This is a genomic window from Bacteroidales bacterium (assembly GCA_031276035.1).
In the GTDB taxonomy this organism is placed as follows: Bacteria; Bacteroidota; Bacteroidia; order Bacteroidales; family BM520; genus RGIG7150.
Genome location: JAISNV010000044.1, coordinates 40,289 through 53,462, shown reverse-complemented (window position 1 = coordinate 53,462; position 13,174 = coordinate 40,289). Strand labels below are relative to the sequence as shown.

General features: G+C 34.1%; 11 protein-coding genes. 6 read left to right on the top strand and 5 right to left on the bottom strand.

All coding sequences use genetic code 11. The annotated features are described in order from the left end of the window. The first annotated feature begins 17 nt into the window (after positions 1-17). The gene (locus tag LBP67_10740; GenBank protein ID MDR2085457.1) at positions 18-1,532 is read left to right on the top strand and encodes an ABC transporter permease subunit; all 1,515 of its coding nucleotides are present in this window, start codon (positions 18-20) and stop codon (positions 1,530-1,532) included. Between the two features lie 95 nt (positions 1,533-1,627). Here the strand turns inward: LBP67_10740 and LBP67_10735 are convergent, their stop codons facing one another. From LBP67_10735 to LBP67_10715, 5 genes are read right to left on the bottom strand one after another with little or no spacing between them, the layout of a single operon-like run. After that, complete coding sequence (locus LBP67_10735; protein MDR2085456.1) at positions 1,628-2,389, bottom strand: glucose 1-dehydrogenase; 762 nt, start codon at positions 2,387-2,389, stop codon at positions 1,628-1,630. Positions 2,390-2,407: 18 nt separating this feature from the next. Further along, a complete protein-coding gene (locus tag LBP67_10730) occupies positions 2,408-3,052 on the bottom strand; it encodes a superoxide dismutase (GenBank protein ID MDR2085455.1) in 645 nt (214 codons plus the stop codon). A gap of 21 nt (positions 3,053-3,073) precedes the next feature. Beyond that, on the bottom strand, positions 3,074-4,165 hold the full coding sequence (locus tag LBP67_10725) for an RnfABCDGE type electron transport complex subunit D (GenBank protein ID MDR2085454.1): 1,092 nt from the start codon (positions 4,163-4,165) through the stop codon (positions 3,074-3,076). Next, positions 4,152-5,438, bottom strand: a complete 1,287-nt coding sequence (gene rsxC, locus LBP67_10720; GenBank protein MDR2085453.1) for an electron transport complex subunit RsxC — start codon at positions 5,436-5,438, stop codon at positions 4,152-4,154. Before rsxC ends, LBP67_10725 begins: the two co-directional genes overlap by 14 nt. A gap of 3 nt (positions 5,439-5,441) precedes the next feature. Then, positions 5,442-5,603 carry a hypothetical protein gene (locus tag LBP67_10715; protein ID MDR2085452.1) on the bottom strand — a complete coding sequence of 54 codons (162 nt, stop codon included), beginning with the start codon at positions 5,601-5,603 and terminating at the stop codon, positions 5,442-5,444. 342 nt (positions 5,604-5,945) lie between these two features. On the opposite strand from LBP67_10715, the gene LBP67_10710 reads away from it, so the two are divergent. The 5 genes from LBP67_10710 to LBP67_10690 all read left to right on the top strand — a co-directional run bounded on the left by LBP67_10710 (position 5,946) and on the right by LBP67_10690 (position 13,172). Then, complete coding sequence (locus LBP67_10710) at positions 5,946-6,140, top strand: twin-arginine translocase TatA/TatE family subunit (protein MDR2085451.1); 195 nt, start codon at positions 5,946-5,948, stop codon at positions 6,138-6,140. A 113-nt stretch (positions 6,141-6,253) separates the two neighbouring features. After that, entirely contained in the window at positions 6,254-8,389 is a 2,136-nt protein-coding gene (locus tag LBP67_10705) for an elongation factor G (GenBank protein ID MDR2085450.1), read from the top strand. Between the two features lie 62 nt (positions 8,390-8,451). Next, positions 8,452-8,910, top strand: coding sequence for a hypothetical protein (locus tag LBP67_10700; GenBank protein ID MDR2085449.1), 459 nt, complete (start codon positions 8,452-8,454; stop codon positions 8,908-8,910). A gap of 231 nt (positions 8,911-9,141) precedes the next feature. Next, positions 9,142-12,087 (top strand): serine hydrolase, encoded by a 2,946-nt coding sequence (locus LBP67_10695; protein MDR2085448.1) that lies wholly within the window; start codon positions 9,142-9,144, stop codon positions 12,085-12,087. Continuing rightward, positions 12,084-13,172 (top strand): DNA replication/repair protein RecF, encoded by a 1,089-nt coding sequence (locus LBP67_10690; GenBank protein ID MDR2085447.1) that lies wholly within the window; start codon positions 12,084-12,086, stop codon positions 13,170-13,172. The genes LBP67_10695 and LBP67_10690 overlap by 4 nt, the downstream gene beginning before the upstream one ends. Positions 13,173-13,174 lie beyond the last annotated feature (2 nt).

Sequence of the window (13,174 nt, the reverse complement as noted above, 5' to 3'; positions counted from 1 at the left end):
CTGAGAACATTGTTGCTATGTCTATAACCAAAACTTCAATGAAAAAATATTTTCCATTCTTCACAATCTTTATTACCATTCTTTTTTTATCATGTTCCTCAAAAGATACCGAACAACAATATACCAATTTGAGGGACATAGGTTCAGGGCGGATTGGTGTTGTATTAGGCACTACTCATGATAAATTTGTAAGTGAAAATTACAAAGAAGCCAATGTTCTTCACTTCGAAAGTAATCCAGATTTAATTTTGGCAATAAAAGCCCGTCAGGCTGATGCTGTTGTTGGGGATCAAAACATCCTGAAACCTTATCTTAGAGAAGATCCGGAATTAGCAGTACTCGAATGGGGATTATTCGACCAACATCTCGGTTTCGGTTTCGGAGATATCAAACTTAGAGATAATTTCAATGTTTATTTAAATAAACTTAAGGAATCGGGGAAATTAAAGCTAATCAAAGAAAAATGGGAAAACGCCGATGACAATACACAACTATACGAACATGAATTTACAGGAAAGAATGGAATCTTAAGAATCGGAATTACAGGAGTTAGTATTCCTTTTGCCTATCTGAGTAAAGGTAAATATGTTGGAATCGACATGGAGTTGATTTACGGTTTTGCCGCATCGCAAGGAATGAAACCGGAACTTCACACAATGCAATTTCCGTCCTTAATTGCTTCCATCGTATCGGAAAAAGTTGATATTATCGGTTCACCGGTAACAATCACAGAAGAAAGAAAAAAACAAATTTTATTTTCTGACAGTTATTACACCTCAGCATCAATTGCGGTTACATTAAAAAGAAATATTTCAGGCTACACTTCTAATGAAGAAGTATCAAATAAAACAGGATTTGCAAAAATCAAAGATAGTTTCTACAATAATATAATAAAAGAAAAAAGATATTTACTTTTATGGGACGGATTTAAAGTAACTTTTATTATCTCTATACTTGCAGCAATCTTCGGCACATTGCTCGGTGCGCTTATTTGCTGGATGAGAATGAGCCGAAATAAAATAATAAAAACAATAGCAATAATTTATATCAACATTCTCCGCGGAATTCCGCAGGTTGTATTATTAATGCTGATGTTTTATGTTGTTCTCGCTAAATGGAGTATCGGCGGAGTAACAGTTGCAGTTATAACATTCTCAATGAATTTTGCCGCTTACGCTTCCGAAATGTTCAGAACATCAATTCAAAGTATTAAAAGAGGTCAGACAGAAGCAGGAATAGCTATGGGATTCAGCAAGATAAAAACTTTTTTAAATATTGTAATGCCGCAAGCGATTCAAAGAGTAATACCGATTTACAAAGGAGAATTTATCGGGCTTGTAAAAATGACTTCCATAGTTGGTTATATAGCTGTTCAAGACTTAACAAAAGCAAGTGACATCATACGCAGCCGTACCTTTGATGCTTTCTTTCCTCTAATTGTAATATCAATAATCTATTTCCTTTTAGCTTGGTTGTTAACTTTACTTTTAGACATGGTACAGATTAATGTTGCTCCTAAACGAAACAGATAATAAACTGATTTAATAACATGAATATTATCGCGTTATTTAAATTAAATCAAAATATTATTTCGCAGAATATATTACTCCATGTAATTATTCCTTAATCAGGCACCCGTCCAACCACCATCAATAGTGATAACAGTTCCATTCACAAATTTAGCTTCGTCGCTTGCCAAAAAAGCAATTACATTAGCAACATCTACAGCTTCTCCTGTCGGACCTGTAGCAACATATTGAGTCAAAGCTTCAAGTCCTTTCATATTAGGATTTTTCAGTGTATTGCCAATATTAGTTTTGATATCGCCGGGCGCTACCGCCACCGCACGAATATTATCGGCACGATAAACAGATGCGATATTTTTAGTAAGTCCGATTATGGCGTGCTTGCTGGATACATAACTAACGCCGCCTCTTGCTCCGAACATTCCGCCTACAGAAGCTGTATTTATGATAACTCCGGGTTTTTTATTTTCAAGCCAATGATTAATAACTAATTGCGATAATATCGTCGGGCCTTTTACATTAACAGCCATTACTTTTTCCCAAAGATTTACATCTAAATCTCCAACTGTCATAAAATTATCCAGAATACCGGCATTATTAATAAGTATATCAACTGTTCCGAACTTAGAAATTGTTTCGTCGACGAGTTTTTTCAGATCTTCGGATTTTGAAACATCAGCAACGACTCCCCAAACATCGTGTCCTAAACTTTTAACTTCGGGGCATACTCTATTCAAAGTATTTTCATTCATATCGGCAATTACTACTTTAACACCTTTTGAGGCAAATAATCTAGCAATTGCTTCACCCATTCCGGAACCGGCACCAGTTATTATCGCAACTTTTCCTTTTAAAGAATTCATAATATCAAATTTAATTACTTATTTTTCAAAACGTTTTTCAATAACTTTCCAATCAACTATTTTCCATAAGTTTTCAATATATTCCGCTCTTTTATTGCGATAATCAATATAATAAGAATGTTCCCAAACATCAAAACCCAGAAGAGGTTTATAACCGTCTCTTAAGGGATTTCCGGCATTGGGTAAAGAAATAATTTTCAGTTTTCCATCTTCATCCATTGTCAACCAAGTCCAACCGGAGCCAAAAACCCCTGTTGCAGAAGTTGCAAATTCTTTTTTAAAATTATCAAACGACCCGAAGTCGCGCTCAATAGCTTTACTTAACTTTCCTGTAGGCTTATGTTTTGCTTCATTTTCCGGTGCGAAAGAATCAAAAAAGATAGAATGATTTAATATTTGCGCACCATTGTTAAAAATTGCACCATCGGCATTTTTTGTTATTTCTTCTAATGAAGAATGTTCAAATTTTGTTCCCGGAATAAGTTTGTTCAAATTATCAACATAAGTTTTTACATGCTTTCCGTGATGATATTCAATAGTTTCTTTGCTCATAACAGGCTCTAAAGCATCATTAGAATACGGAAGAGAAGGTAATTTGTGAGTTGTTTGCGCTATAATAGCTATATTATTAATAACTAATAGCAGGATAATCAGTTTTTTCATATATAAAATAAATTAAATTGTTTATACTCTCTTTTTAATCAATTTGCTCCATGGTTTTTGATCTTCGGAAAAGGCAAAACGCAATATGGAATACAGTGCATATATTATTACTAAGAATATTAATCCGTTACTATGATGTAACCAAAGTACAACAGCTGTAGTTGCTCCTATCGTTAAAGTTAATAAAACACCCTGAATAACTCCCATCTTTTTTTCTCTACTTTTACCCCAAGTTTTCGGACGAAATACCCAATTTATTTGTGTAACAAAAGCATTTACAATTAGTATGGAATAAGAAAAATATCCTTTATTAGCTCCGAATAATAAACATACAGCAGCAACTATACCTATCATTGCTCCGAAATAAATTTTCCCCGAAGGAGTAGACGGGCTGCTCGGCATATCTGTTGCCATAAATATTGCTCCCAGTAATATTCCTCCGATATTAATAAGAATGTGTTGTCCTCTGAAAACAAACAACATAACAGTAAATATTGTCAACATTGCAACTGGTATATGCCAAGATATTCTTCTTCTGCATATTAAGAAAACGCCTCCGAGAATTAACAGGAGAGGTGAATACTCACCTATTGCTCCTATCGGTCTATATAAAAGATAATTCCAAAATGTATCATTAAATAAATTAATTGATTCGAAGTTTATCATTTCGGATTTTTTCCAGATAGTATGAGAGTTCATAACTGCCGGAAAAAGTACGACCATAAATTCGCGACCGGTTAATGCCGGATTAAAACGATTCTGTCCTAATCCTCCCCATAATAATTTACCGAATAATACGGCACATGCCGCTCCTATCGCTACAATATATAAAGGGGTAAACGGACCTATTGTGAAAGCGAGTAACAAGCCGGTTACAACAGCCGAACCGTCATCTAATGATGTATTATTCTTACGGAATATCCTATTAAAAAAGAATTCCGTAATAAGTGCACTTCCTATTGAAACTAAAATTAATATTATAGGAGTATAACCAAAAGCAAACCATGACACTAAAACACAAGGCAATAAAGCAATTATTACATCAGTCATAACTTTACCGGCACTATCGTTACTTCTTATAAACGGATTATATAATTTTTTACTTAGTTCCATTTTTTATTTTGCTTAAGTTTATTTTTCCTGTCTTTATATTTTCAATTAAAGGTACTTTACTCGGACAAATATATTCGCAGGCACTACACTCAATACAATCGTCAATATCATAATTTGCAAGCTGTTTGTATTGTTTATTATAGTTAAGTTTATAAAATTGCATAGGCATTAATCTCATCGGACAAACATCTGCGCAATACCCGCACCAAATACAGGGCTTCCTATCAACAGACTTTCTCTCTAAAGCAATAACTCCCAAGGTGCCTTTGTGAACGGGAGCCGAAATATTAAGAATTTGAGGGCTCATCATTGGACCACCGGCAACCAATAATGAATTTTCAATATTTACGCCACAATTCTCCAAAATATGTTTTATCGGTGTTCCTATTTTTACAATATAATTTCCCGGACTTGATGTGTGTTCTCCCGAAACAGTAATAACCCTTTCAACAAGAGGCCTACTTTTTACAACTGCATTATAAACCGCATGAACAGTACCTACGTTACTTACAATAATTCCATAATTTATCGGAACACTTCCTTTGGGCATTTCAATTCCTGTTATAGTTTTTGCCAGTTGCAATTCACCACCCTGCGGATACTCATTCGACAGAATATATAAACGTATCTTACTATATCTATCCTCGTTCAAATAAGGTTTAAAAATTTCCGCTATATCACTATTAGCCTTTTCAAAAGCCAAAACAATTTTTTCAGCTTCAAGTATTTTATTTATAATAATTATTGCTTCAAGTATTTCTTCACAATATTTTCGCATTAAAGAATAATCACCTGATAAATAGGGTTCGCATTCTGCGGCATTAACAATAAAAGTATCTACTTTTTTACCACTTCTTTTATATTTTAAAGCTGTTGGGAATTGTGCTCCTCCCAAGCCTACAATACCTGCATTTTCTATAGTTTGTAAAATTTCATCAGCCGAATTATCATCTGCAATTAGCGGTAAGTCATTTGTTTCGGCATTCAAACCGTCATTCTTAATTAATATACATCTTGCTTCACCGCCGTCTAACTGAGGAAAAACATCAATCTTTTCCACAACACCCGATACCGGGGAATGCATTGGAGCGGAAAATCCTTGTTTTGATTTTGCTATAGGTTGGTATCTTTTAACATAGTCGCCTACACTAACGATTGCTTCAGGTTTACTTCCGAATTTCTCGAAGAGCGGAATCAACAAATAATCCGGTTCGGGAAGATTTATTATATCCTTGTACTTAGTCTCTTCTTTCATTGAGTAAATATGCATCATAACTTATTCATTTTGAAAATATGCTCTTGAAGCACCCGTAAGTGCATCGATACCTGACTTTTCATTATATTTTATATTTGCATAATACCCTACTATTGTGAGTATTATTCCAAGTAAAAATATCAACACATTAAATAAAATATTGTTTTTAATCTTTTTCCTCATAATCATATTTATTAAATACTATTCTACTTTTAATAAATAAATCAGCTATATAAAGTTCACTATCCACCAATTAAAATAACTTATTGCAAAGGTAAAAAACATTTTTTATTAAGAAATAATTTTAATTGCGTATTTTTTAAAATATCATTTAAATATATTTTATTATGTTCGATTGTTTCCTCTGTTTTCTTGTTTAGATGGTGAAGATTCTCTCATTTCTACGTTATAATTTATATTATTACATCCGCACTATCCTTGAATAATTTCCATTTATCTTAAATAAATATCAATTATTAATTATCAATTGTCAATTATTCTTATTTTTGCAAAAAATATTTCAGTATGAATTGTATATCTATGGTACTTGGATTTTTAGGAGGTTGGGAGATTGCTCTTATAGTTTTGGTTGTTCTTTTAATTTTCGGCGGTAAAAAAATTCCCGAATTAATGAGAGGCCTCGGTAAAGGAGTTAAAAATTTTAAAGAAGGAATGAATGAAAATGATTCCGACGAAGGAAAGTCCAATAAATCAGAATAAAAGAAAATTATTTGCCTCATAATATTGATTTTATCGGGAGAATTATATACCTTTGCAGCCCGTTTTATGTTTTTCTAACGGTAAATAATTAATTAATAATAAAGTAAAAAATAATGAAAGTTTACGAAACTAATAAAATTCGCAACATCAATATTGTTGGCGGCGCAAAATCAGGTAAAACTACTTTATCTGAAAGTATGCTTTTCCTCGGTAGCGTGATCAGCCGCAGAGGATCTGTTGAAGATAAAAACACAGTATCCGATTATCGTGATATAGAACTTGCAAAACTAAACTCAGTTAGCTCTACTGTTTGTTATGCAGAGTTCAAAGATCACAAAATCAATTTTATTGATAATCCGGGTTTTGTTGATTATATCGGAGAAATTTACGCCTCAACAAAAGTTACAGATACAGCCTTCATGGTTATTAACGCTCAAGAGGGTATCGAAGTCGGTACGGAAATGCAATGGAGAGTACTTACAAAATATCAAACTCCTGTTGTTTTTGTACTTAATCAACTCGACCATGAAAAAGCAAAATTCGATGAAATTTTACGCGAATTAAAAGAAGTTTTCGGAAATAAAGTTGTTCCTTTTCAGTTCCCGGTTAGCACTGGTGAAGGTTTTAATGCTATTGTTGATGTTCTTTCAAATAAAATATTAAAATATGGAAAAGACGGCGGATTAGCCAGTATTGAGGATGTTCCCGGCGAATTTGTCGACAGAGTTGAAGAGTTAAGATCTTTTCTCACTGAAGCAGCTGCGGAAGGCGACGAGGAATTAATGGAGAAATTCTTCGAAGAAGGAACTTTATCTGCAGAAGATATTGCTCGCGGATTAAAATTAAGCATCAAAAACAGAGATCTGTTTCCTTTACTTTGTGTTTCGGCAAAAAATAATATGGGAGTTGATTATCTTTTAGATTTTGCTATCAATAATATAATTTCTCCTGATCAAGCTAATCCTGTTATTACAACATCAAATGTTGAACTTCATTCAAAAATCAGCGAGCCTGTTTGTGCTTTCATTTTCAAAACATCTATAGAATCTCACGTTGGTGAAGTTTCTTATTTCAGAGTTTACGGCGGTGAAATTTCTGAAGGTCAGGATTTGGTAAATATGAATAACGACTCTAAGGAAAGAATTTCGCAGGTTATGGTTTGTGCAGGTAAAAATCGTACTAAAATAAACAAAGTTGTTGCCGGTGATATAGCCGCTACAATTAAGTTAAGAGATGTTAGAAATAATCAAACATTAAGCACTGCTAAATCAAATATCGGAACAATTCCTCCGTTTGAAATACCGGAACCTACATATTTTACATCTATTAAAGCTGCCAATAGCTCCGATGATGAAAAATTAGGCGTTGCATTAAACGAATTACAAAAAGTTGATCCATCGTTAAAAGCAGGCTTCAGTCGCGAATTACGCCAGATGGTTGTCAGCGGACTCGGTGAACCACATATCAATACAATGAAATGGTATTTGAATAATCAATATAAAATTGAAATAGAATTATTCCCGTCAAAAATACCTTATCGCGAAACAATTACAAAAACAGCAAGAGCTTCTTACCGTCACAAAAAACAATCCGGCGGTGCAGGCCAGTTCGGTGAAGTTCACATGATGATTCAACCTTATGTTGAAGGTTACACTCACCCTACGGATTTTCCTGTAAGAGGTACGGAAGAATATATTATGGACTGGGGCGGAAAACTTATGTTTCATAACTGTGTAGTAGGCGGTTCTATTGATGCACGATTCATGCCGGCTATTTTTAAAGGTATTATGGAACGTATGGAACAAGGCCCGTTAACAGGGTCCTATGCACGTGATATTGTTGTTTATATTTATGACGGTAAAATGCACCCTGTTGATTCGAACGAAATGGCGTTTAAATTGGCAGGACGTAATGCTTTCAGAGAAGCTTTCAAACAAGCCGGTCCTAAAATTATGGAGCCCATTTATGACGTGGAAGTTCTTGTTCCTGAAGATATGATGGGCGGAGTAATGACAGATTTACAAAACCGTAGAGGTATTGTTATGGGTATGGATTCTGAAGGTCGTTTCCAGAAAATACGTGCTCAAGTGCCTTTGGCTGAAATGAACAGATATTCTACAGCTTTAAGTTCACTGACATCCGGCAGAGCTACATATTCATTGAAATTCAACGAATACCGTGCAGTTCCTACAGATGTTCAAGACAAACTATTGAAAGAATATGCAGAACAATCAGCAGATGAAGATTAATAAACACAACATAAATTAATCCTAAAACTAAACGAACTAATTATTAACTAAAAATTTTAATTATGAAAAAATTATTTTTAGCATTATGCCTGGCAGTAGCAACAATTTGCACTGTTAACGCACAAACTAACAGCATGAACCTCGGTCTTAGACTGGGTGGGAATGTAGAAGCTTCTTTCCAATTGCCTGTAGGCTCAAATAGAGTTGAAATTGACGCCGGTTTAGGCCTTGGAAGTATTTACGGTATTAATGTTGGAGCTACTTATCAATGGATTTGGAACATTGCAGGAATTCAAGGATTTGACTGGTTCGTTGGACCCGGTGCATATATTGGACTCTACGATCTCAGCAATGCGGAGTTTGCGGTAGGTATTCAAGGACAAATCGGTCTTGAATATAACTTTAAATTCCCATTGCAATTATCACTTGATTACAGACCTATGATTAACGTTTTAGGATTTGGCAATAATCATTGGGGTAACTGGTATGGTGTAGCTCTCGGCGTTCGCTATAGATTCTAAAAATCAGAACCTAATAAAACAAAAAATGCCTTCCGTTTGGATGGCATTTTTTTTATGTTCAGTATTCCGAGTTCAACACAAAACACATTGTGTAAAACATAATATTCAATAAATAAAAAATTACAATACCTTTTGCTTTTCACATCTTTTTCTTTCTTTCAAAATAATTGTAAAATCTCAATTATAAATTCTTAATTGTTTCGTATTTTTGTAAAATTAATTCTTTTCGAAGTGAAATTATTACGCTATTGTTTTTCAGTAATATTATTATTGTTGAGTTTGATTTCTTATTCACAGACTCACTTTTTTTATAATGATTATGACGCAGATCACTGGGTTGATTCGGTACTTTCTTCTTTGACTTTGAAAGAAAAGGTAGGACAAACCATGATGATTCGTAGTTCTTCGGAAGGTAACGAAGCTTATTATAAGGAAATAGAAAGGCAAATTAAAGAATATAATATTGGCGGAATTTGTTTTTTTAAGGGAGATCCGGTTACTCAAGCTCAACTTACAAACAAATGGCAAATGCTTGCTAAAACACCCTTACTTATAAGTATGGATGCGGAATGGGGTTTGGAAATGCGATTGAAAAATAATGTTATGGGTTTCCCAAAACAAATGACTTTAGGCGCCATTAAGGATGATTGTATTGTGTACGATATGGGGCGTACAATTGCAAAACAGTTGAAAAGAATAGGAATTAATATGAGTTTTTCTCCGGTTGCAGATATTAATAATAATGCTGCAAATCCTGTTATTAATTACAGATCTTTCGGCGAAGACAGGGAAAATGTTGCGAGAAAAAGTTTAGCTTATATGCTCGGCCTTCAAGAAAACGGTGTTATTGCAGTTGCAAAACATTTTCCGGGACACGGCGATACGGATACCGATTCCCATCATTCGCTACCGCTTATTAATCATTCCGTTCAGAGATTAGACAGCATCGAACTTTATCCTTTCAAAAGACTTATTGATAACGGCATTATCGGTATTATGAACGCACATGTTTATGTTCCGGCATTAGAGCACGAAGAAAATGTTCCCTCTTCAATGTCTTGTTCTATTGTTACCGATCTTTTAAGAGATCAACTCGATTTCAAAGGTCTGACAATTACCGACGGATTGGAGATGGGTGCTATACTTCAGTATAAGAATCCGGGTGATATTGAAGTTCAATCCGCAATTGCCGGAAACGACATACAATTACTGCCGATTGATATCGACTTGGCAATTGAAAAAACCTTGGAAGCCATTGAAAATGGCGACATTAATGAAGAAAGCATTAATTCTTCATGCCGTAGAATATTGTATGCAAAGTATTTTGCCGGATTATCCGAAAGAAAAAGAATCAACGAAACTAATATAATCACGGACCTTAACTGTGCCGAAGACAAAATCCTCAGAAGAAACCTTTATGCCGAAGCAATAACTGCTATTAAAAATGAAGACAAAGTACTTCCTTTAAAACTCGACAGCAGAATTAAAACCGCCTGCATTATAATTTCATCCGTAAATACCGGCGATTTTAAAGACATTTTCCTTAATTATCATAATGCGGATTTCTTTAATCTTGACCCGAAAGCTTCCGAAACTAAGTGTAATGAGTTACTTAAAAACATTTCGAATTACGATAGAGTAATAGCGCTTGTTGCTACCTGGTCTTCATCATTAAAAAGTTACTTCAATATTTCCGATGGCGTTTATAATTTCATTGATACACTTGCCAACCAACATCAAAGCATTCTGTGCATTGCAGGGAATCCATACATCGGAACAAAAATATCAAACATAGATAATTACAAATCCGTGGTTTTTGCTTACGAACCTGCAGACGAAGTTTTTAATCTTCTTCCACAGGCTTTATTCGGCGCTATAGCAATAAACGGGCAACTACCGGTAAGCATAAATGAGAAATACAAAGTACTTTCAAGCGTTTATATTCCGGTTTCCAAAGTTTTAGCTTATCCGCCGGATTATGAAATTACATATAAATACGGCAGTTTCCGTAAGGTTGATTCTATTGCACTTCACGGAATAAACAGAGGAGCTTACCCGGGTTGTCAAGTATTTGCCGTGCATAAAGGAAACGTCATCTACAATAAATCTTTCGGGCGGCAATCTTACGACAAAACTTCGACAAAAGTAGATAATAAAACGGTTTACGATGTGGCATCTATTACAAAAATTGCGGCTACAACTATATCCGTCATGAAATTACAAGAAAATTGTATTTTTGATGTCGACTACAGGATTTCCGACTTCCTACCTTTTTTGCGGGGAACAGATAAAGAAGATATTATTATTAGAGAAGCTTTGGCTCATCAGGCGAGATTAAAATCTTACATACCTTTCTATAAAAATATTGAGACGAATGAAGAACTTCGGAAAGAACTTTTGAGGGACAAATTCAGCGAAGACTACCCTATCAAAGTCGCCGAAAAGGTTTATTTGAAAAAGGATTATGATTTATTTATTTTAGATTCGATAGCTAACTCTAAGTTATTGGATTCAAACAAATGTGTTTACAGCGATTTAGGATTTGTTCTGACGGCTAAAGCCATTGAAAATACCGTTTTACAAGATTTGAACGAATATGTTGATGAGAATTTTTATATGCCGATGGGTTTAATGAGCACTACTTTTTTACCTTTAAATAAAATAGCGAAAGAAAGAATTGCACCGACGGAAGATGATAAGACTTTCAGAAGACAATTAATAAAAGGTTACGTTCATGACCAAACTGCCGCTATGCTCGGCGGTGTTGCCGGCAATGCAGGATTATTTTCAACAGCGGAGGAATTGGGAAAAATAATGCAAATGTTATTATTTGACGGAAGATACGGTAATATTGATTACATTCATAAACATGTTATAGAAGATTTTATTGTTACACAATTCCCGGAAAATGAAAACCGGAAAGCCTGCGGATTTGACAAACCGATGTTGATGTATAAAGCTTCCGGACCAACATGTAAGTCGGCGAGCAATCACAGTTTCGGCCATACCGGATTCACAGGAGTTTATATTTGGGCGGATCCTGATAATGACCTCATTTATGTATTTCTCTCAAACAGAATCAATCCGGACGTAAGCAATACAAAATTATCGAGTCTGAACATCAGAACAAATATTCATCAAGAATTTTATGATATAATAGAAAGATGTAAAAGATGATAATAGACAAGATAAAAATACTGAATTTCAAAAATATAGAAAATTTCGAAGGAGAATTTTCTCCTAAGATTAATTGTTTTGCCGGTATGAATGGTGCGGGTAAAACAAACATTCTTGATGCGATACATTACCTTTCCTTTTCAAAAAGTTTTTTCCACTCATTAGATTTCAGGAATATTAGACATGGAGAGGAATATTTTGCAATACACGGATACTTTTCAGGAAATAATTCGGCAGATAAAATCAGTTGCGTATTAAAAGACGGGGGCAAGAAACAATTATCAATAAACGATAAAACTTACAAAAGGTTTTCGGATCATATCGGAAAATATCCTTTAATAATGATCTCTCCTTATGACCAAGATTTGATAAACTTAGGAAGTGATATCAGGCGAAAATTTGCAGACATGGTGATATCGCAATTCAGTGTCGAATATCTCGACTCTTTAGTTTCCTACAATAAAATTTTGCTTCAAAGAAATAATTTATTAAAACAATTGTCGGAAACATCTTCGAGTGATTTCACTTTAATCGAATTGCTTGACGAACAGCTCGTATCTTACGGAGAAGTAATTCATCATTACAGAAAAGATTTCTTCTCAAAATTAACTCCTGTCTTTCAAAAATATTTTGAGTTAATATCAAATCATAATGAAAAAGTTCATTTAGAATATATTTCGCAACTTAACGAAAATAATTTCATAGAACATTTAAGAGAAAACCGTCAAAAAGATTTAATGGTAAAATACACAACGGTAGGTATTCACAAGGATGATATTTCGTTTTTTATTAATGATTATTCGGTAAAGAATTATGCTTCGCAGGGACAACAAAAATCGTACACAATTGCTATGAAATTAGCGCAATTTGAATACATCAAGCAATTTGTTCAAAACAATCCCATTTTGCTTTTAGATGATATTTTCGACAAACTTGATGCTATACGTGTTGAGAATCTGATTAGTTTGGTTTCCGATGATAATTTCGGCCAGGTTTTTATTACAGATACGCACATTGAAAGATTTAATGAGATTATGCGTAATGTAAATTCGGAAATTAAAGTATTTAAAATTGAAAGGAAATAGTT